This is a genomic window from Bradyrhizobium sediminis (assembly GCF_018736105.1).
Lineage (GTDB): Bacteria > Pseudomonadota > Alphaproteobacteria > Rhizobiales > Xanthobacteraceae > Bradyrhizobium.
The window spans coordinates 3,633,681-3,652,766 of the sequence record NZ_CP076135.1; the positions used below are offsets into that span (position 1 = coordinate 3,633,681).

21 protein-coding genes are annotated in these 19,086 nt (G+C 65.2%); 5 read left to right on the forward strand and 16 right to left on the reverse strand.

Annotation, left to right across the window (positions count from 1 at the left end; genetic code table 11):
* Positions 1–31: 31 nt before the first annotated feature.
* From KMZ68_RS17510 to KMZ68_RS17575, 14 genes are all read right to left on the reverse strand, one after another.
* Entirely contained in the window at positions 32–1,198 is a 1,167-nt protein-coding gene (locus KMZ68_RS17510; protein ID WP_215612453.1) for an ABC transporter permease, read from the reverse strand.
* Positions 1,195–2,139 (reverse strand): ABC transporter ATP-binding protein, encoded by a 945-nt coding sequence (locus tag KMZ68_RS17515; RefSeq protein ID WP_215612454.1) that lies wholly within the window; start codon positions 2,137–2,139, stop codon positions 1,195–1,197. The genes KMZ68_RS17510 and KMZ68_RS17515 overlap by 4 nt, the downstream gene beginning before the upstream one ends.
* On the reverse strand, positions 2,136–2,924 hold the full coding sequence (locus KMZ68_RS17520; protein WP_215612455.1) for an HlyD family secretion protein: 789 nt from the start codon (positions 2,922–2,924) through the stop codon (positions 2,136–2,138). The genes KMZ68_RS17515 and KMZ68_RS17520 overlap by 4 nt, the downstream gene beginning before the upstream one ends.
* Positions 2,921–3,655 (reverse strand): TetR/AcrR family transcriptional regulator, encoded by a 735-nt coding sequence (locus KMZ68_RS17525; protein ID WP_215612456.1) that lies wholly within the window; start codon positions 3,653–3,655, stop codon positions 2,921–2,923. The genes KMZ68_RS17520 and KMZ68_RS17525 overlap by 4 nt, the downstream gene beginning before the upstream one ends.
* 335 nt (positions 3,656–3,990) lie before the next feature.
* Complete coding sequence (locus tag KMZ68_RS17530; RefSeq protein WP_215612457.1) at positions 3,991–5,271, reverse strand: family 4 glycosyl hydrolase; 1,281 nt, start codon at positions 5,269–5,271, stop codon at positions 3,991–3,993.
* A 310-nt stretch (positions 5,272–5,581) separates the two neighbouring features.
* Positions 5,582–5,971 (reverse strand): DUF4189 domain-containing protein, encoded by a 390-nt coding sequence (locus KMZ68_RS17535; RefSeq protein WP_371741478.1) that lies wholly within the window; start codon positions 5,969–5,971, stop codon positions 5,582–5,584.
* 90 nt (positions 5,972–6,061) lie between these two features.
* Positions 6,062–7,666, reverse strand: a complete 1,605-nt coding sequence (locus tag KMZ68_RS17540; protein WP_215612459.1) for an NTP transferase domain-containing protein — start codon at positions 7,664–7,666, stop codon at positions 6,062–6,064.
* Complete coding sequence (locus KMZ68_RS17545; RefSeq protein WP_215612460.1) at positions 7,663–8,364, reverse strand: XdhC family protein; 702 nt, start codon at positions 8,362–8,364, stop codon at positions 7,663–7,665. The genes KMZ68_RS17540 and KMZ68_RS17545 overlap by 4 nt, the downstream gene beginning before the upstream one ends.
* Positions 8,365–8,366: 2 nt before the next feature.
* The gene (locus KMZ68_RS17550; RefSeq protein ID WP_215606053.1) at positions 8,367–8,690 is read right to left on the reverse strand and encodes an XdhC family protein; all 324 of its coding nucleotides are present in this window, start codon (positions 8,688–8,690) and stop codon (positions 8,367–8,369) included.
* Between the two features lie 11 nt (positions 8,691–8,701).
* Positions 8,702–9,901, reverse strand: coding sequence for a vWA domain-containing protein (locus tag KMZ68_RS17555; protein ID WP_215612461.1), 1,200 nt, complete (start codon positions 9,899–9,901; stop codon positions 8,702–8,704).
* Positions 9,902–9,948: 47 nt separating this feature from the next.
* Positions 9,949–10,857: an AAA family ATPase gene (locus KMZ68_RS17560; protein WP_215612462.1), complete on the reverse strand. Its 909-nt coding sequence runs from the start codon at positions 10,855–10,857 to the stop codon at positions 9,949–9,951.
* A 37-nt stretch (positions 10,858–10,894) separates the two neighbouring features.
* Complete coding sequence (locus KMZ68_RS17565) at positions 10,895–11,701, reverse strand: FAD binding domain-containing protein (protein WP_215612463.1); 807 nt, start codon at positions 11,699–11,701, stop codon at positions 10,895–10,897.
* Positions 11,702–11,733: 32 nt separating this feature from the next.
* Entirely contained in the window at positions 11,734–12,219 is a 486-nt protein-coding gene (locus KMZ68_RS17570) for a (2Fe-2S)-binding protein (RefSeq protein WP_215612464.1), read from the reverse strand.
* A 175-nt stretch (positions 12,220–12,394) separates the two neighbouring features.
* Positions 12,395–12,841, reverse strand: coding sequence for an SRPBCC family protein (locus KMZ68_RS17575; RefSeq protein ID WP_215612465.1), 447 nt, complete (start codon positions 12,839–12,841; stop codon positions 12,395–12,397).
* A 282-nt stretch (positions 12,842–13,123) separates the two neighbouring features.
* On the opposite strand from KMZ68_RS17575, the gene pcaD reads away from it, so the two are divergent.
* Positions 13,124–13,906 (forward strand): 3-oxoadipate enol-lactonase, encoded by a 783-nt coding sequence (gene pcaD / locus KMZ68_RS17580; protein WP_215612466.1) that lies wholly within the window; start codon positions 13,124–13,126, stop codon positions 13,904–13,906.
* A gap of 21 nt (positions 13,907–13,927) precedes the next feature.
* Here pcaD and KMZ68_RS17585 read toward each other — a convergent pair whose 3' ends face one another.
* Together KMZ68_RS17585 and KMZ68_RS17590 are read right to left on the reverse strand one after the other, a co-directional pair.
* Positions 13,928–14,455, reverse strand: a complete 528-nt coding sequence (locus KMZ68_RS17585; protein ID WP_215612467.1) for a hypothetical protein — start codon at positions 14,453–14,455, stop codon at positions 13,928–13,930.
* Between the two features lie 302 nt (positions 14,456–14,757).
* The gene (locus KMZ68_RS17590) at positions 14,758–14,934 is read right to left on the reverse strand and encodes a hypothetical protein (protein ID WP_215612468.1); all 177 of its coding nucleotides are present in this window, start codon (positions 14,932–14,934) and stop codon (positions 14,758–14,760) included.
* Positions 14,935–15,205: 271 nt separating this feature from the next.
* On the opposite strand from KMZ68_RS17590, the gene KMZ68_RS17595 reads away from it, so the two are divergent.
* From KMZ68_RS17595 to KMZ68_RS17610, 4 genes are read left to right on the forward strand one after another with little or no spacing between them, the layout of a single operon-like run.
* Positions 15,206–16,123, forward strand: coding sequence for an ABC transporter permease subunit (locus tag KMZ68_RS17595; protein WP_215616380.1), 918 nt, complete (start codon positions 15,206–15,208; stop codon positions 16,121–16,123).
* On the forward strand, positions 16,123–17,457 hold the full coding sequence (gene livM, locus KMZ68_RS17600) for a high-affinity branched-chain amino acid ABC transporter permease LivM (RefSeq protein ID WP_249779390.1): 1,335 nt from the start codon (positions 16,123–16,125) through the stop codon (positions 17,455–17,457). Before KMZ68_RS17595 ends, livM begins: the two co-directional genes overlap by 1 nt.
* The gene (locus KMZ68_RS17605; protein ID WP_215612469.1) at positions 17,454–18,287 is read left to right on the forward strand and encodes an ABC transporter ATP-binding protein; all 834 of its coding nucleotides are present in this window, start codon (positions 17,454–17,456) and stop codon (positions 18,285–18,287) included. Before livM ends, KMZ68_RS17605 begins: the two co-directional genes overlap by 4 nt.
* Positions 18,284–19,030, forward strand: coding sequence for an ABC transporter ATP-binding protein (locus KMZ68_RS17610; protein WP_215612470.1), 747 nt, complete (start codon positions 18,284–18,286; stop codon positions 19,028–19,030). Before KMZ68_RS17605 ends, KMZ68_RS17610 begins: the two co-directional genes overlap by 4 nt.
* Positions 19,031–19,086 lie beyond the last annotated feature (56 nt).

A 19,086-nucleotide genomic window follows, 5' to 3' on the forward strand; every position in this document is an offset into this window, starting at 1 on the left:
GTCGCCCCGGAATGACAATCAGCATTCTGCATCAATCGAGCGTGCGGCGGAAGCGCAACACGGCGATCGTCATCGCCAGCAGCATCAGCGCCAGCAGCGCGATGGCATCGTATTGCAGATTCGGCAGGGTCGCGCCCTTCAGCATGATGGCCCGCACGATCCGCAAGTAATGCGTCAGCGGCAGGCCTTCGCCGATATATTGCGCCCATACCGGCATGCCGGCGAAGGGAAACATGAAGCCCGACAAAAGAATGCTGGGGAGAAAGAACATGATCGACATCTGCATCGCCTGCAGCTGATTCTGCGCGATGGTCGAAAAGGTGTAGCCGATCGCCAGATTGGTGGTGATGAACAGGGTCGAGAGCAGCGCCAGCAGCGTCAGACTGCCGTTGACGGGCACGCCGAACAGCAGCACGCCGATGCCGATGATCAGGATGGCCTGGATGAAGCCCACCAGCACATAGGGCAGGATCTTGCCGAGCATCACCTCGACCGGGGTGATCGGCATCGACAGCAGGCTTTCCATGGTGCCGCGCTCGGTCTCGCGCGTCACCGACAGCGCCGTGAAGATCAGCATGGTCATGGTCAGGATGGTGCCGACCAGCCCGGGCACGATATTCAGCCGCGACGACGCCGCCGGGTTGTAACGGGCATGGGTGCGGATCTCGAACGGCGGCGATGCCGGATCGCCGATGTGCAGGTCGTGCTGCAGCGCCGTCTGCACCACGATGCCGAGCGCCGACATCGCCGAGCCCGCCGCCACCGGGTCAGTGGCGTCGGCGGCAACCAACAGCGCCGGATGGTCGCCGCGCCGCACCGCGCGCTCGAAACCACGCGGAATTTCCACGCCGAACAGCACCTTGCCCGACAGCAAGAGGTTGTCGAACTCGGCGACATCGTGCACTTCCCGGGTGAAGCGGAAATAGGCGGTGTTCTCAAGCGCCTTCAGGATCGAGCGCGCGAGGTCGCTGTCCTCCTGCAACAGCACCGCGGTCGGCAGGTTGCGCGGCGTGGTGTTGATGGCAAAGCCGAACAGCAACAGCTGCATCACCGGGATCATCACGATCATCGCGAACGAGACACGGTCGCGCCTGAGCTGGATGAATTCCTTGACCACCATCGCAAAGCTGCGCCGCCAGAAGCCGAACCTTGGCTCCTTGCTGTCGCGGCTGTGGTCGGGGGCCTCGGCGACGCTCATTGGAAATTGTCCTTCGAGCGGGTCATCAGTTCGATGAACACATCCTCCAGCGACGGCTCGCTGTGCTGCCAGTTCAATGCCTTGTTGTCGCGGTACGGCGCGATGGTGGCCTCGAGCGCCGCTTTGTCGCGGCCGGAGACATGCAAGGAGGTGCCGAACGGCGCCACCATGTCGACGCCGGGCTTGCCGGCGAGTTCCGACGAAAGCCCATTGAGGTCGTCGCCCGACACCGTCCAGGTCGACAGCGCCGACTTGGCGATCACCTCATCGACGGTGCCGTGCGCCAGCAGATAGCCATAGGCGATATAGGCGATCTCGTGGCAGCGCTCGGCCTCGTCCATGTAGTGGGTGGAGACCAGCACCGTCAGACCGTCGGCCGCCAGCGCGTGGATCTCGTTCCAGAAATCGCGCCGCGCCTTGGGGTCGACCCCGGCGGTCGGCTCGTCCAGCAGCAGCAGTTGCGGATTGGGCAGCGTGCAGGCGCCGAGCGCCAGCCGCTGCTTCCAGCCGCCGGAGAGGTTGCCGGCGAGCTGCTCCTCGCGGCCGTTGAGGCCGAGCCGCTTGATCATGTCGGCCGCAGAGCCGCGTGCATCGGCCATGCCATAGAGCCGCGCGACGAATTCCAGATTCTCGCGCACCGACAGGTCCTGGTACAGCGAGAAACGCTGCGTCATGTAGCCGACCTGGCGCTTGATCTTGTCGGCGTCGCGGCGAATGTCGTAGCCGAGGCAAGTCCCCTCGCCGCTGTCGGGCGTCAGCAGGCCGCAGAGCATGCGGATGGTGGTGGTCTTGCCGGATCCGTTGGGACCGAGAAAGCCGTAGATGGTGCCGCGCCTGACCTGCATCGAGAGGTCATGCACCACCTCGCGGCCGCCGAAGGATTTCGACAGGCCGTGGACGTCGATCGCGACGTCGGCTGCGTGGACGGGCGCCGCGGTCATCGTTTGTCCGCCACCGGCGTCCTGGCGCCGAGATAGACGCTGATCGGCTGGCCGACGCGCAAGCTGTCGGGCCGGTTCGGCCGCGCCTGAATCAGGTAGACGAGCTTGTTGCGCTCCTCGAGCGAATAGATCACCGGCGGGGTGTATTCGGCCTGGGTCGCGATGAAATAGATCTTTGCGGTGAGATCGGCGGCGCAGTTGTCGCAGGTCACGCGGACCTCGTCGCCAACCGCAAGCTTCGGCAGATCGGTCTCCGGCACGAAGAACCGCAGCTTCATGTTGCCGGGCGGCATGATCGAAAGCACCGGGCGCTGCGCCGGCACCATCTCGCCCTCGCGGAAGTAGATCTGCTGGATGGTGCCGCCGACCGGCGCAAAGCCGCGGCGCCGCGCCAGCCGTGTCTGCGAGGTGTTGACCCGGGCTTCCGCCACCCGCAGCGCGGAGACCGCGGCGTCGAGATTGGCCTGCGTCCCCGAGCCGGTCTTGCTCAGGGAGGCGGCGCGGTCGTAGGTCTGCTGCGCGTTGGCGAGCGTGGCGTTGGTCTGGTTGAGATCGGCCCTTTGCAGATCGTCATCCACGGAATAGAGCGGCGCGCCAGCCTTGACCTCGTCGCCCTCGCGCACGTTCAGTTTGGTCACGCGGCCGGATTCATCGGGGCTGACGAAGATCATGTCGGCTTCGACCCAGCCCTGGTAGCCGGGATCGCGGCGCTCGTTGCAGCCGGCCAGCACCGCGGCCAGGGCCAGCGCCGCCAGAATGGACAGTCTCGTTCGCGACGGGGTCATGCCGTCCTCCGTTCGCCAAAAATCAGGTCGAGATGGACGCGAAACATCTCGGTCGCATCCAGCGGCGCATGCCTGGCGAACAGGCTCTGCCAGATCACCGCGATCAATGCGGGCGCCACCATGATCTGCGGAAAGCGCGCCAGGCCCTTCTGCCGGATTTCGCCGCGCGCAATGCCGAGTTCGATCAGCGCGCGCATGCCGGCAAGGCCGCGCGAAACCACCTCGCGGTAGTAGAAGTCGGCCACCGCCGGAAAGCGCGGACCTTCTGCGACAATCAGGCGGACGATATCGCCGCGGCGCGTGGTCGCGACTTCGCGGATGAAATTCTGGGCAAAGCCCTCGATCACGTCGCGCACCGAGCCGCCGATCGGCGGCGGCCCATGCAGCCGGTTGATCATCGGCACCAGCGCGGTCCGGATCAGTTCCTCGAACATCGATTCCTTGTCCTTGAAGTGCAGGTAGATCGTGCCCTTGGCGACCCCGGCCCTTCTCGCGACGTCGTCGAGGCGCGTCGCGGTAAATCCGCGCGCGATGAACTCGTCCAGCGCCGCCTCGACGATGGCCGCGCGCCGTTCCGCCGCGCGCTCGGCCCGGTTGGCTGGAGCCTTGGGCGGCGCGGTCTTTGACACAGCGGGTTCCGGCGCCTCGGCTGTGACGGCCCTTGCCGCGCGCCCGCGGCCGGCCGGCTTCGATGGGGCTGCTTTCCCGGGTCTGGTCTTTGGGTTCGACATAGGACAATTATGACTGACCGGTCAGTCATTGTCAATTTCGATTGGAACGTTCGAATTTCACATGCGCGTGACCGGCAAAGGCACGCCGGCTGATCGGGGCACGGTCTAACAGCGTCCGCCTTCTCGCGGCACGATTTTGCTAAAGCATTTCCACCTCAGATGCTCCATCCTTCGAGACGCATCGCGGAGCCTGTCATCGGGCGCGCATTCGCGCGACCCGTTGGCGATGCTCCTCAGGATGTCTCAGTCCCTCATGGTGAGGAGCGCGTCTTCGCGCGTCTCGAACCATGAGGCCCCGCTAGAAGCGTGCTGGTTCGGGCGAGCTGGAAAACGCGCTAGATGCACTTGCGGATATGGGGCCGGTTGATCTCCCAGAGTTCGTCGAGCAGGCTGCGCGCGGCGGCGACGGAATTGACCACGGGATCGATCAGCAGCGCCTGCAATGCCAGCTCCTTCGAGGCATGCACCGCCGCCTCGACGGCGAGTTGCTGCACATTGACCTGGACGGCCATGAGCTTGGCGACTGGATCGGGCAGCGGGCCGAGCGAAACCGGATGAATGCCGGCCGTGTCAGCCATCACGGGCACTTCCACCGCCGCATTGGCCGGGAGGTTCGGAATGACCTGCTGATTATAGACCACGCCGGATTCGATCAGTTGCTTGCGGTTGTGCAGCACCGCGGCGATGACGGTGACGGCGCGCTCGCCCGATTCGGTCAGCCACCACCAGGGAATCTCCGCCCTTCCCGCCAGCACGTCGTCGATCGTCTTTTCGGTTTTGGCCCGCTCGCCTTCGTCCCAATCGAAATTGAAGCCGCCCTCGCCGGCCTCCCAGCCATACGCCATGTATTCTCCGACATGGCCGTCGCCGCAGCCGAGCCAATAGCCGAAGGCCCGAAACAGATTGCGCGTCAGCGGCGAAAACTTCGGGTCGAAATCCCTCTCCTTTTCGCGCAGCAGCGGATAGAGGTCGGCGCCGGTCGCCCGATCGCGGATCTGCGTCAGGCACTGGAAATGATTGAGCCCCGCGCCCCACACGTCGACCCGTTCGGAAGACAAGCCCATGATCGAGGCGACCGCATCGCGCGCCAGAAAAATGCCGTGACAGAGACCGACGGTGCGGATTTTGCTGTATTGTCCGAGCGCCAGAACGATGCGGCTTTCCGGATTGGAAAAATTGAGGAACAGCGCGTTCGGGCAACGCCGCTCCATCTCGCGCACGAAATCGAACACCACCGGCAGGGTGCGCAGGGTGAAGAACAACCCGCCCGGGCCGCCGTTCTCGCCGAGGGTGTGACGGATGCCGTATTTGCGCGGCACCTCCCAATCGAGCTTCCACAGCCGGTTGCGCTCGATCGCGGTGGAATGGACGACGAACTCCGCACCGTCCAGCGCGGCCCGCCAATCGGTGGTGCACTCGATCTTCAATCCCGCGCCGGTTTTCTCGTTGAGCAGCTTCGCGACGCGCCCGGCCCGCGCCAGCCGCTCAGCATTCCTGCCGACCAAAACCACCGTGCTGCCGGCCAGATCATGCGTGGAGAACAGGTCCCGGAACATGCTGATGCCGAACGAGGCACTGCTTGCGCCGATAAAGACGATTTTGGTGACCGCCGTCATGTTCCCTGCCCTGCCCACCGCTTCGCCGGGCTGTTCGGTTCATTGAATAAGTACGACACAGCCCCGGGGCGTCGGCTTGATCTAGATCAGCTGTGAAACGTCAGCCCGTCGACGGTCTTGCCGATCACCTTGCGCTCACGACCGCGATCCTGGAGTCGAATTGCTTGAATGGCTCCGGTGAGACAGCGTCATTCCGGGGCGCGTCGAAGACGCGAACCTCAGATGCGCAATTGCGCATCGGGGAATCTCAAGATCAAATAACACCGGGATTCCGGGTTCGCGCTACCGCGCGCCCCGGAATGACAGATAGCTACCCCTTGGCGTCGCAGGCCCAGGCGCGGATCACGCATTCCTTGCCGCCGAATTCGTAGCACTTTTTGGTCGCCGCGTTCAGCGAGCTCGAAATCCGCGGCTTGACCGCATAGCCGTGGGCGCCGCAGGGATTGGCCATGTCGACTGCAAATGCCGCGCAGGCGCGCTTCATGGTGACGGCAGTGCACGCGCCCTTGCATTGCTTCAGCGCCGCGGCGCGCGCCGCCGCTTCGGCGGGATAGTCAAAGGCCTGGCCATAGGCGCCGCATTTGCCGACCGCAAACGCGCCCGCCGCCCAACTCTCCGTCACCAGGCGCGACGCACCGACCAGCAGAGTCAGCACAAGAACGAACAGCGCCCGGCGTTGGGCTTTCGCAGTCGAAACGATCAATATCCCCTCCCCCGAGGCAATCGGCGGCGAATCTATCCGGGGGACGTTTCAACTTGGTGAACGGGAGGTTGAAAATCGCTGCGCGGGCTATCCCCGCTGCGCTTCCTCGAGCGCCTGCGGGGTGTCGATGTCGAGGAAGGCGCCATGACCCTCGACCGGCACCTCGGCCACCGCCTCGCTGTGTTTCGCGATCAGATGCCGCGCGCCGATATCGCCGTCGAGCGTCATCAATTCGTTGAAGAAGCGGCGCGACCACAACACCGGATTGCCGCGCCTGCCGTCGCTGACGGGTACCGCGATCAGGTTGCCGCGATCGGGCGCGAAGGCCTCGATCAGCCGGTCGATCAGGTCGGCCGAGATCAGCGGCATGTCGCCGAGGCAGATCACAGCACCATCGGCATTTGGCGGCACCGCCGCGATGCCGGCCTTGACCGAACTGGCCAGCCCCTCGGCGAAATCCGGATTGCGCACGAATTTCACCTTCAGCCCGGCCAACGCCTTCTCGACCTGCTCGGCCTGATGTCCGGTCACCACGGTCACACCGGACGCCCTCGAGGCCAGCGCCTGTTCGGTCACGATCCGCACCAGCGGCTTGCCGCCGAGTTCGGCCAGCAGCTTGTTCGGACCGCCCATCCGGGTCGAACGCCCGGCGGCGAGAATGACCGCGGAAATATTGCGATTGCTGTCGGTCACCAGGCTTTCGCGCGGCTGCGGCCGCGTGACGATTTCCATCAGCAGCCCGCCGACACCCATGCCCGTCAATTCGGCGCGCGTGACCTTGAGGCCTGCCAGCAGGCGCATCAGCACCCAGTCGAAGCCGTTTTCCACCGGCGAGCGCGCGCAGCCGGGGGCGCCCAGCACCGGCACGCCGCCGGCATTGCCGATCAGCAGCAGATTGCCGGGGTCGACCGGCATGCCGAAATGCTCGATTGAACCCCCGATCCCCGAGATCGCCGCCGGGATCACGTCGCGCCGGTCGGCAATCGCCGAGGCGCCGAACACGATCACGAGTTCGGCGCCGAGGCCGAGCAATTCCCTGATCGCCGCCGCCAAAGCGGCCTCGTCGTGCGGCACGCGGCGCTCGGCCATGATGGTAGCGCCGGCCGGCGCCAGCCGCTCCGCCGTCACCCGCAGCGTCTTCTCGACCACCTTCGGCGCCAGTCCCGGCAGCAGGGTCGAGACCACGCCGACGCGCCTGATGACATAGGGCGCGATCCGCAGCGCGCCGCCGCCGGCCGCCGCCACCGCGGCATCGCGCAGTTTCGCCTCAACGCCGAACGGAATGATTTTCACGGTGGCGATCATCTCGCCTTCGACCACCGGCTTGAAGGCGGCGAGCGTCGCAAAGGTGATGGCCTCATCGACGCCGTTGATGCGGTCGACCCTGGCGCGATCCACCACCAGCACGCCGGCACGGCCAGCGAACAAATTGGCGCGGCCGGTAAAGGCGCGCTCGACGTTGACGCCGTCGCCGGCCACCACTTGCGCGATGCTGGCGGCAGCTGTGTCCTCGGAGACGTCGCCCTCCTCAAGCCGCACCATGACGATTTCCGCAACACCAGCCCTGGTGAGCGCCTCGACCTCGGCGGGACCGATCGTGGTGCCCTTCTTCAGCACCAGCGATCCCTGACGCAGGGTGTGGACGGTGACGCCGCCGACCGCGTCGGCCGGACTGGCGGGGCCGAACTTCATGCCGCGGCTTCTTTTTCTTTCGGAGGCAGCCGCAACTGCGCGGTGATCTCGGCCATGATCGAGACCGCGATTTCGGACGGCGATACCGCGCCGATCGAAAGCCCGATCGGGGCGTGGATGCGGGCAATGTCGCTATCCCGCGCGCCTTGCGCCTTCAGCCGTTCGGCGCGCTTGGCGTGGGTCTTCCGCGAGCCGAGGGCGCCGATATAGAAGCAGTCGCGTTCGAAGGCGTGCAGCAGCGCCGGATCGTCGATTTTCGGATCATGCGTCAGCGCCACGAAGGCGGTGTAGTGATCGATGTTGAGCGGCGGCAGCGCCACGTCGGGCCATTCGGCGATCAGCGGCACATCCGGAAACCGCTCGGGGCTGGCAAAGGCGGTGCGCGGATCGACCACGGTCACGTCATAGTCGAGCGAGCGCGCCAGCGGCGCCAGCGCCTGGCTGATGTGGACCGCGCCGACGATGACGAGCCTGGCGGTCGGCGCGTAGACGTTGAGAAACAGCTTCTTGCCGCCGGCCTCGACCGTGCCGCTCTTGCCCATGCGCAACTGTTTGGAAAGCTCGGCGCGCAAGGGATCGGCTGATATGTCGGCGGCCTTGACCAGCCGCTGCTCGCCGTTTTCGGTGTCGGTGATGAGGATGACCGGCCGGCGCGCGGCGCGCTCGGCGTTGACTTGCTTGAGGACCTCGAGTTTCACGATTAACCCACCTTCTCGACGAACACGCGGATGGTGCCGCCGCAGGACAGGCCGACATTCCACGCAGTCTCGTCGGCGACGCCGAATTCGAGCATTTTCGGTTTGCCGCTGGCGATCACGTCCAGCGCCTCGGTGACCACGGCGCCCTCGACGCAGCCGCCGGAGACGGAGCCCAGAAAGGTGCCGTCGTCGTTGATGACGAGGCTGGATCCCGCGGGCCGCGGCGCCGAGCCCCAGGTCTCGACCACGGTCGCCAGCGCCACGCCGTGACCGGCCTTCTGCCAGTCCTCAGCCGCTTTGAGAATGTCCTGGTCGCGATTGAGCATGGGAGCCTCTTTCAAGCTGCGGACCTTATCAGGCTGCGGTGATGCGGCGGCGGCGCCGACGAAAGGGCCGCGATCAGCCCCTCGATCGAACTCAAATTATGTACCGGGCGGAATTCGTCAACATGCGGCAGCATCATTCTGATGCCCTGCGCCTTGGCCTCGAAGCCGCCGAAGCGCAGCAGGGGATTGAGCCAGATCAGGCGGCGGCAGGAGCGGTGCAGCCGGTCCATCTCGAACGCCAGCTTGGCGTCGGCCTCGCGCTCCAGCCCGTCGGAGATCAGCAGCACGATGGCGCCCTGCCCGAGCACGCGGCGGCCCCACAATTTGTTGAATGTATGCAGCGAAGTGCCGATCCGGGTGCCGCCGGCCCAGTCCTCCACCGTCGAGGAGCAACTCGCCAGCGCTTCATCGGGATCGCGCGCGCGCAAAGCCCGCGTCACATTGGTCAGCCGGGTGCCGAACAGGAACACCGACACGCGCTTGCGCGCATCGGTGATGGCATGCAGGAAATGCAGGAACAGCCGCGTGTACTCGCTCATCGAGCCGGAGATATCGAGCAGCGCCACGATCGGCGCCGGCTTGTCGATCCGCCCGAGCCGATGGATGTCGATGATGTCGCCGCCGGTGCGCAGGGAGCCGCGCAGGGTGCGGCGCATGTCGAGCCGCAAGCCGCGCGCGTCCGGCTGGTAGCGGCGGGTGCGCAATTCGGCCTGCGGCAGCTTCATCTGCGCAATCGCGCGGGTGACTTGCGCAATCTCGGCCGCGCTCATCTGCGCGAAATCCTTTTTCTGCAGCACTTCCTTGTCGGACACCGACAGCCGCAACTCCTGCTCCTGGGCCTGCGGCGTCTCGCTCATCTGCGGCTGCGCCAGCGCCTCCTGGACCCGGCGCGAGGCCGGCGGCGGCTTCTTCCTGGCGTGGTCCGGCAGCGGCACCGAATCCAGCATGTGCTTCCATTCTTCGGCGGCGCGGAAGAACAGGTCGAACGCCTGCGCGAAAATCAGCGCGTGCTCGTGGCGCTTGACGAAGATCGCTTCCAGCGTGGTGAAGACGTCGCCGCGATTGCCGATCTCGATCGCCTGCAGCGCGTTCATGGCATCGATCACGGCGCCGGGCCCGACCGGAATGCCGGCGGCGCGCAACGCGCGGGCAAAGCCGACGACGTTGTCGGCCATCTGGCCGGTCGGGGGCGAGAGATGATTGATGGCCATCGGATAACCCGATCTACGACGCACTACCGCCGTTGTTACGACGCGACCTAGTTCTCGCTCGTCGCTTCCTTCAAGACCTTCTGCAGCGTGTCGCCCTGCATCCGCGCGATGTCGTCCTGATACTTGAGCAGCGCGCCGAGGGTATCGCCGACCACCTGCGGGGTCAGCGAGCGGGCGTCGAGTTCGGTCAGCGCGGTGGCCCAGTCCAGCGTCTCGGCGACGCCGGGCGACTTGTAGAAATCCTGGTCGCGCAGCGCCTGCACGAAACGGACGACCTGCTGCGACAGTTTCGCGGATATGCCGGGCACCCGCGACTTGACGATCGCGAGCTCGCGCTCGGCGGAGGGGTAGTCCACCCAGTGATAGAGGCAGCGGCGCTTCAGCGCGTCGTGAATCTCGCGGGTGCGGTTCGAGGTGATGATGACGATCGGCGGGTGCGGCGCCTTGATGGTGCCGAATTCCGGAATCGTGACCTGGAAGTCCGAGAGGATTTCCAGCAGATAGGCCTCGAACGCCTCATCGGCGCGATCGAGTTCGTCGATCAGGAGCACCGGCGGGCCGGCCACATCGGGCTCCAGCGCCTGCAACAGCGGCCGCTCGATCAGAAAACGCTTGGCAAAGATGTCCGACGACAGCTGCGCGCGGTCGGTATCCCCTGCCGCTTCCGCGAGCCGGATCGCGATCATTTGCGCCGCGCTGTTCCACTCGTAGACCGCGGAGGCGACGTCGAGGCCTTCGTAGCATTGCAGCCGGATCAGCTTGCGACCCAGCGCCGCCGACAGCACCTTGGCGATTTCGGTCTTGCCGACGCCGGCCTCGCCTTCGAGGAACAGCGGCCGGCCCATCCGCAGCGACAGATAGGTCACCGTCGCCAGCGAGCGCTCGGCGAGATAGCCGCGCGAGGTCAGCAGTTCCAGCATCGCATCGACGGAGGTGGGCAGCGCCAATGCGGTCATGGGAACGCCAATCTCGATGCGTCAGGAATCGGCAATGTCAGGCTTTGCCGGTTGCCGCTTCAACGGCCCGGCGCGCCAGCACCGCAATCAGATGGGCGCGATATTCGGCGCTGCCGTGCAGGTCGCTGTTCAATCCGTCCGCAGGTACCGTCAGGCCGTCGAGCGCCTTCGCCGAGAAGCGCTTCTTCAGGGCTTCCTCGAACGAGGTGAGGCGGAACACGCCTCCGGAACCGGCGCCGGTGACGGCGACGCGGACATCCGACGGTCGCTTGGCGACGAACACCCCGACCAGCGCATAGCGCGAGGCCTGGTTGCGGAACTTGATGTAGGCGGCCTTCTTCGGCAGCGGGAACATCACTTTGGTGATGATCTCGTCGCTCTCGAGCGCGGTCGTGAACAGGCCCTGAAAGAATTCCTCCGGCTTCAGCCGGCGCTTGTTGGTGACGATGGTGGCGCCGAGCGCCATGCAGGCCGCCGGATAATCGGCGGTCGGATCGTTGTTGGCGAGCGAGCCGCCGATGGTGCCCTTGTGGCGCACCGCGGGATCGCCGATCAACCCTGCGAGTTCGGCCAAGGCCGGGATCGCCTCGCCGACGATGGCGGAAGTGGCGACCGCGTTATGGGTGGCGGTGGCGCCGATCACCAGCGAGCGGCCCTTCATCTCGATGCCGTCGAGCCCCTCAATATGGGAAAGGTCGACCAGATGCGGCGGGCTGGCGAGCCGCTGCTTCATGACCGGCAGCAGCGTGTGACCGCCGGCAATGACCTTGGCGTCTTCGTTCTTCACCAGCAGATTGGCGGCCTGCCGCACGGTCGCCGGACGGTGATATTTGAATTCGTACATGAGCTATTCCTGATCGCCGTGCGGGACGTGCGTTACGCGAGATCGGACTTCGCCATCGCCTTGGCGCCGGCCGCGATCGATTGAACGATGTTCTGATAGCCGGTGCAGCGGCACAGATTGCCTTCGAGTTCTTCCCGGATGGTATGGTCGGTCAGATCGTGGCCCTTGCGGTGGACGAGGTCGACCGCGGTCATGATCATGCCGGGCGTGCAGAAACCGCATTGCAGGCCGTGATTCTCGCGGAACGCCTCCTGCATCGGATGCAGCGGCGCGCCGTCGGCGGCCAGGCCCTCGATGGTCCTGACTTCGTGGCCGTCAGCCATCACCGCCAGCGTGGTGCAGGATTTGACCGCCTTGCCGTCCAGATGCACGACGCAGGCGCCGCACTGCGAGGTGTCGCAGCCGACATGGGTGCCGGTCAGGCGCAGATTCTCGCGCAGGAACTGCACCAGCAGGGTGCGGGGGTCGACATTGGCGTTGACGGGACTACCGTTCACAACAAGCGAAATCTTGGCCATTCAGCACTCTCTTCATCTGTCCTGCTGCATTGCACAGCAGGACAGTCATTTAAAGTAATTCCAAAGCCATAATATGGGCCATCCCGGCAATGAGCAACCTCAGCTGGGGCATGGCCAGATGTGACCTATGCGGACTTGGGCGGGACCCGCCTGTCGAGGGATCGGGTCCTCGAGACTAGTTTTGCACCGCCTTGGCGAAATTGGCGAAAAATTCATCGGCCAGTTTCTTGGCCGCGCCATTGATCAGCCTCTGACCGAGCTGGGCCAGCTTGCCGCCGATCTGCGCCTCGACGTTGTAGGTCAACAGCGTGCCGCCGTCCTTCTCTGCCAGCGCCACGGTTGCGCCACCTTTGGCGAAGCCGGCGACCCCGCCCTCGCCTTCGCCTGAAATCCTGTAGCCATTGGGCGGATCGAGATCGCTCAGCATCACCCGGCCCTTGAAGCGGGCCGACACCGGCCCGACCTTCATCTTGGCGACCGCGCGAAAGCCGTTGTCTTCGGTCTTCTCCAGTTCCTCGCAGCCGGGGATGCAGGCTTTCAGCACTTCCGGGTCGTTCAACTTGGTCCACACCGCTTCGCGCAGCGCCGCAAGCTGGACTTCGCCGTTCATCGTCATGGCCATCGTGGTGCCTCCCCGGTCGCTTTGCCTGTTGTCCCCAAGTAAAGCACGCCCGGGCCAAAAGGAAGAGGCCGAACCGATCACAAGCGATGCATATTCGCAGCGCAACAGAGTTGCTCCGATGCCTCGGGATTGCCAGAGCCGGGCGGGAGGCCGCGGCCGCCGCGTGCTTCAGCGTGGAAAGAATCGCTGCATTGTTTGGACCGATAGCCTATCAAGGCTATTCGAAAGCCCGGCTGCCCGCTTCGCTCGCCGACAAGAACAGGACCGCTCCGGAGAATCTTGATGCCGATGATCGATGCCGACGGTTGCCTGCTCAATGTATCCGTCGAAGGCCGCGACGGCGGACCGACGCTGATGCTGTCGAATTCGCTGGGCTCAACCTTGCAGATGTGGGAGCCGCAGATGAAGGCGCTCACCCAGGTGTTTCGCGTGATCCGCTACGACCGGCGCGGCCACGGCAAGTCCAATGTGCCGCCCGGCCCCTATTCGATGGAGCGCTTCGGCCGCGACGTGCTGGCGATCCTCGATGACCTCAACATCGAGAAGGTGCACTGGTGCGGGCTGTCGATGGGCGGCATGGTCGGACAATGGCTGGGGGCCAACGCGCCCGAGCGGTTCGGCAAGATCATTCTCGCCAACACCGCCTGCCACTATCCCGATCCGACCAACTGGCTGAACCGCATCAAGGCGGTGAAGGAAGGCGGTATCGCCGCGGTGGCGGACACCGTGATCGCCAGTTGGCTGACCGCCGATTTCCGCGAGCGCGAGCCTCAGATAACGGCGAATTTGAAGGCAATGCTGATTGCCTCGCCGGTGCAGGGCTATCTCGCCTGCTGCGAAGCGCTGAGCACGCTCGATCAGCGCGCACTGTTGCCCAAGATCAAGAGCCCGACGCTCGTCATCGCCGGGCGTCACGATATGTCGACGCCGATCGCGGCCGGCGAGTACATCCGCAGCCAGATCCCCGGCGCCTCCTTAACGATTCTCGACGCCGCACATATTTCCAATGTCGAACAGCCGCACGCCTTCACCGACGCGGTGGTCGGCTTCCTGACGCAGCGCTAGGCCGCGTCCGCCAGGGCGGCGTCAGCGGTTGTGGGGGAGCTGGGCCTGCTGGAGCGACAGATCGGGTACGGTCATGCTGCTCGCGACTTGCGGCTGTGCCGGACGTTCGATCACCAGCACGATGGCGGCGCCGAGCAGCAGCAACAGCTCCGTCGCATGCAGCCTGAGGGCTGCGGTTTCGCCGACCTGCGAGGCCATCACCATGCTGGCAAAACTGATCACGCTGCCGATGGCGAGCGCGATGCCGAGCGCTTCGTCGCAGCCGCCGCTCTTGCGGACCGAGGGGCGGGTGAGGAGCACCACAAACAGCGCAAAAAATGCAGCGACCGTGAGCTTGCCGAACGCCACCAGCCAGGCGAAGCGCACCGTGTTCAGCGCCGCCAGCTGCAGGTAATCGCTGATGAACAGCGCCACCGATATGTTCGGCCGCTCGTAGAGGCCGTGGATCGGCGAAATCACGATCTTGAGGGCGACGATGGTCCAGGTCGGAACGAAATAGGCCGCCAGCAGCGCGCCGTTGAATGAACTGATCCGCCAGTTTGTGGACATGCCGCTTCCCGCTTGTTCCGCCGGCTCCGGACCGGAGCCGCGGCTTGCGGGCGAGCTAACTCGCTTAAACTGGGGCGGGCAATTTAAACCCTTTGTTTACCTTAATGGCTGGCAGGGCGGAGGGAGAGAGCCGTAATCGGGACAAATGTGTCCGCTCCGGCATCCATGCCAGCGCCCCCTCGTCTTACTTTGCATGGGGTTGTTTTCGATATTTTGGTCTTGGGGCGGTCACCCCGTCCCGCAAACAAGAAAGGCCCGCCTCACGGCGGACCCTTCCTGCTCGCGCTGACATCAAGTCAGAACTAATGACCTGCCCGCTGGCCCGGGTTGGGATTCTGGCCCTGACGGCCCGGATCTTGCTGCTGCTGGCCGGGCTTCTGGCCGCCGCCCTGCTGCTGGCCGGGCTTCTGACCCGGGTTCTGATTCTGCTGACCCGGGTTTTGGTTCTGCTGGCCCGGCTTCCGGTTCTGGTTGGACATCGGGATCTCCCTTGTTGAACCTAACCGGCGGGTAACTCGCAAAACCGATTTTGGTTGCGCCGGAAGGGTCGGTTCCGGCGGGATCATCGCCCTGCAGAGGCGCGTTGCCGCGGCCCCTCCGGGAACCCCGACCGCAAAATGACCACTGTACAAGCCCTTCAAGCCGCGCCCCGCGCTGTTGCCGCACCCGGTTCCTTACTGTTAGAAAATGACACGACGCGTCGTACCGGCTGCCGGGGCCACCGCCGCGTCATCGAAACAACGGCAGCGCATGGACTATTTCGCCCAGCAACTCATCAACGGCATCGTGCTCGGCTCGATCTACGGCCTGATCGCCATCGGCTACACCATGGTGTACGGCATCGTCGGCATGATCAATTTCGCCCATGGCGATATCTTCATGATCGGCGGCTTCATCGCGCTGATCTCGTTCCTGATCCTGGTCTCGTTCGGCCTCACCGTCGTTCCCGTGATCCTCTTGATCGTGCTGCTGGTATCGATGGCGATCACCGCGCTCTATGGCTGGACGGTGGAGCGCATCGCCTACCGGCCGCTGCGGCACTCGTTCCGCCTCGCGCCGATGCTGTCGGCGATCGGCATGTCGTTCGTGCTGACCAACTACTCGCAGGTGGCGCAAGGCGCCCGGGTCAAGCCGGTGCCACCGATCATCACCGGCGGCTACACGCTGCATGAGGGCGCCGGCGGCTTCGTGGTGCAGCTCTCCAACATCCAGATCATCGTCGTCGTCACGACCGTCGTGCTGCTGGCGCTGTTCACCTGGCTGGTGGCGCGGACCCGGCTCGGGCGCGACATGCGCGCCTGCGAACAGGACCAGACCATGGCGGCGCTGCTCGGGGTCGACGTCGACCGCACCATCTCCATGACCTTCGTGATCGGCGCCGCGCTCGCCGCGGTCGCGGGCATGATGTACCTGCTCTATTACGGGCTGGTGGATTTCTTCATGGGCTTCGTCGCGGGCATCAAGGCCTTCACCGCCGCCGTGCTCGGCGGCATCGGATCGCTGCCCGGCGCGATGCTGGGCGGGCTCGCGATCGGCCTGATCGAGACACTGTGGTCGGCGTATTTTTCGGTCGAATACAAGGACGTCGCCGCGTTCTCGATCCTGATCGTCGTGCTGATCTTCATGCCGACCGGCCTGCTCGGCCGTCCCGAAGTCGAAAAAGTTTGATGGACGGCGTGACAACACCCGCGCCCAAGGCAACTGCCGTATCGCCGGGCCCCGGCGCAGCCTTCATCTTCAAGAAAGCCCTGATCAGCGCGCTGGTCGCGCTGGTGCTGTTCTCGCTCATGATCGGCGTGCGCACCGAGGCGGGACCTTCCGGGCAACTGATCTACTGGACCCGGTTCGGCGATCTCGCCGCCATGGTCGCCACCGTGTTCGGCGGCAGCATCGTCGTCGAATTGCTGCGGCAGTGGTGGGGACCGGTCGGCACCGTCAGGATTGTGCCGCAACCCGTGCAGACCGCGCTGGCGACCGCGGGGCGATGGATCGCGCCGGTGCTGCTGGTCTTCACCTTCCTGGTGCCGGTGATTTTCTATAACGAGCGCTACATCCTCGACCTCGGCATTCTGGTGCTGACCTATGTGATGCTGGGATGGGGATTGAACGTGGTGGTCGGGCTCGCCGGGCTGCTCGACCTCGGCTATGTCGCGTTCTATGCCGTCGGCGCCTATTCCTACGCGTTGCTGGCCACGAACTTCGGACTGTCGTTCTGGGTCTGCCTGCCGCTCGCCGGCATCCTCGCGGCATTCTGGGGCGTGCTGCTGGGATTTCCCGTGCTGCGGCTGCGCGGCGACTATCTCGCCATCGTGACGCTGGCGTTCGGCGAGATCATCCGCCTCGTCATCATCAACTGGCAAAGCCTGACCGGCGGCCCGAACGGCGTCACCGGCATTCCCCGGCCGAGCCTGTTCGGCATTCCCCTGACGCCGGGCGAAGACGGCCTCGCGGCGAAACTCGGCATCGAATTCTCGCCGACCCACCGCATCGTGTTTCTGTTCTATCTGATCCTGGCGCTGGCGCTGCTCACCAACTGGGTGACGATCCGGCTGCGACGTCTGCCGATCGGCCGCGCCTGGGAAGCGCTGCGCGAGGACGAAGTCGCCTGCCGCGCGCTCGGCATCAACACCACAACCACCAAACTGACGGCATTCGCGACCGGCGCCATGTTCGGCGGTTTCGCCGGCGCATTCTTCGCCACCAGGCAGGGCTTCATCAGCCCGGAATCCTTCACCTTCCAGGAATCGGCGCTGGTGCTGGCGATCGTCGTGCTCGGCGGCATGGGCTCGCAACTCGGCGTCGCGCTTGCTGCACTGACCATGATCGGCGGCTTCGAGCTGTTCCGCGGCCTCGACCAGTATCGCATGCTGGTATTTGGACTGGCGATGGTGCTGTTGATGATCTGGCGGCCGCGCGGGCTGATCGGCCATCGCGCCCCGACCGTGTTCCTGCACCATAGCCAGGCCATATCATCCGACCTCGTCAAGGAGGGGCATGGATGAGCGGCGACAGCATTCTCACCGTCGACCGCCTGTCGATGCGCTTCGGCGGCATCGTCGCCGTCAACGATCTGTCGTTCGGCGCCGGACGGCGCAAGATCACCGCACTGATCGGGCCGAACGGCGCCGGCAAGACCACGGTGTTCAACTGCATCACCGGCTTCTACAAGCCGAGCGACGGCACGATGCGGCTGCAGCATGAAGGCGGCGCCGAGATCCGGCTCGAGCGGCTGAACGATTTTCGGATTTCCAAACAGGCCAAAGTCGCGCGCACGTTCCAGAACATCCGGCTGTTTCCCGGCATGACCGCGCTGGAAAACCTGATGGTCGCGCAGCACAACGCGCTGATGCTGGCCTCCGGCCTGACCTTCCTCGGATTGATCGGCGCGCCGTCCTGGCGCACGGCGGAAAAGCGTGCGATCGACCTGGCAAAGCTCTGGCTCGAACGCATTGGGCTCATCGACCGCGCCGACGACGCCGCCGGCAACCTGCCCTATGGCGACCAGCGCCGCCTCGAAATTGCGCGCGCGATGTGCACCGAACCCGCGCTGCTCTGTCTCGACGAGCCGGCCGCCGGACTGAATGCGCGCGAAAGCGCCGCCTTGAGCGAATTGCTGCTCTCGATCCGCGCCGAACAAGGCACCTCGATCCTCCTGATCGAGCACGACATGTCGGTGGTGATGGAGATCTCCGACCATGTCGTGGTGATGGACTACGGCGTGAAGATATCGGAAGGCACGCCGCAACGGATCCGCGACGATCCCAAGGTGATCGCAGCCTATCTTGGCGCCGACGAGAGCGAGGCGATCGCGGTGATGGAGAGCGGAACGTGACCGCGCCGTCCGCCACGCCCCTGCTCACGATCCGGTCCTTGCGCGCTGCCTACGGCAAGATCGAGGCGCTGAAAGGCGTCGATCTCGCCATCAACCCCGGCGAGATCGTCGCCCTGATCGGCGCCAACGGCGCCGGCAAATCGACGCTGATGATGACGGTGTTCGGCCGGCCGCGCGCCCGCTCGGGCCAGATCCTGTTCGACGGCCACGACATCACCGCGGTGCCGACCCACGAGATCGCGCGGCTGCGCATCGCGCAGTCGCCCGAAGGCCGCCGGATTTTTCCGCGCATGAGCGTGGCGGAAAACCTGCAGATGGGCGCCGACGCGACCGAGAGCAGCGAAACCGACCGCACCGCCGGGCTGGAACGCGTGCTAACGCTGTTTCCGCGGCTCAAGGAGCGGATGGCCCAGCGCGGCGGCACGCTGTCCGGCGGCGAGCAGCAGATGCTGGCGATCGGCCGCGCGCTGATGAGCCGGCCCCGCCTGTTGATGCTGGACGAGCCGTCGCTGGGCCTCGCCCCGCTGATCGCGCGGCAGATCTTCGACGCCATCCGGACCCTGAACCGGCAGGACGGCCTCACCGTGCTGATCGTCGAGCAGAATGCCAATCATGCGCTCAAGCTGGCCCATCGCGGCTACGTCATGGTCAACGGCCTGATCACGCTGGAAGGTACTGGCGGCGAACTATTGCAGCGACCGGAAATCCGCGCCGCCTATCTGGAAGGCGGCCGGCGGAGTTAGCCCCCGTGGCGCGACCGGCTGCGGCAAGATGCGGCGAATGAATGGTGGATTTGCCC

Coding starts and splice junctions, on each gene's coding strand:
- KMZ68_RS17510 (WP_215612453.1), bottom strand. CDS start 1,198: ATGAGCGTCGCCGAGGCCCCCGACCACAGCCGCGACAGCAAGGAGCCA.
- KMZ68_RS17515 (WP_215612454.1), bottom strand. CDS start 2,139: ATGACCGCGGCGCCCGTCCACGCAGCCGACGTCGCGATCGACGTCCAC.
- KMZ68_RS17520 (WP_215612455.1), bottom strand. CDS start 2,924: ATGACCCCGTCGCGAACGAGACTGTCCATTCTGGCGGCGCTGGCCCTG.
- KMZ68_RS17525 (WP_215612456.1), bottom strand. CDS start 3,655: ATGTCGAACCCAAAGACCAGACCCGGGAAAGCAGCCCCATCGAAGCCG.
- KMZ68_RS17530 (WP_215612457.1), bottom strand. CDS start 5,271: ATGACGGCGGTCACCAAAATCGTCTTTATCGGCGCAAGCAGTGCCTCG.
- KMZ68_RS17540 (WP_215612459.1), bottom strand. CDS start 7,666: ATGAAGTTCGGCCCCGCCAGTCCGGCCGACGCGGTCGGCGGCGTCACC.
- KMZ68_RS17550 (WP_215606053.1), bottom strand. CDS start 8,690: ATGCTCAATCGCGACCAGGACATTCTCAAAGCGGCTGAGGACTGGCAG.
- KMZ68_RS17555 (WP_215612461.1), bottom strand. CDS start 9,901: ATGGCCATCAATCATCTCTCGCCCCCGACCGGCCAGATGGCCGACAAC.
- KMZ68_RS17560 (WP_215612462.1), bottom strand. CDS start 10,857: ATGACCGCATTGGCGCTGCCCACCTCCGTCGATGCGATGCTGGAACTG.
- KMZ68_RS17565 (WP_215612463.1), bottom strand. CDS start 11,701: ATGTACGAATTCAAATATCACCGTCCGGCGACCGTGCGGCAGGCCGCC.
- KMZ68_RS17570 (WP_215612464.1), bottom strand. CDS start 12,219: ATGGCCAAGATTTCGCTTGTTGTGAACGGTAGTCCCGTCAACGCCAAT.
- KMZ68_RS17575 (WP_215612465.1), bottom strand. CDS start 12,841: ATGGCCATGACGATGAACGGCGAAGTCCAGCTTGCGGCGCTGCGCGAA.
- pcaD (WP_215612466.1), top strand. CDS start 13,124: ATGCCGATGATCGATGCCGACGGTTGCCTGCTCAATGTATCCGTCGAA.
- KMZ68_RS17585 (WP_215612467.1), bottom strand. CDS start 14,455: ATGTCCACAAACTGGCGGATCAGTTCATTCAACGGCGCGCTGCTGGCG.
- KMZ68_RS17590 (WP_215612468.1), bottom strand. CDS start 14,934: ATGTCCAACCAGAACCGGAAGCCGGGCCAGCAGAACCAAAACCCGGGT.
- KMZ68_RS17595 (WP_215616380.1), top strand. CDS start 15,206: ATGGACTATTTCGCCCAGCAACTCATCAACGGCATCGTGCTCGGCTCG.
- livM (WP_249779390.1), top strand. CDS start 16,123: ATGGACGGCGTGACAACACCCGCGCCCAAGGCAACTGCCGTATCGCCG.
- KMZ68_RS17605 (WP_215612469.1), top strand. CDS start 17,454: ATGAGCGGCGACAGCATTCTCACCGTCGACCGCCTGTCGATGCGCTTC.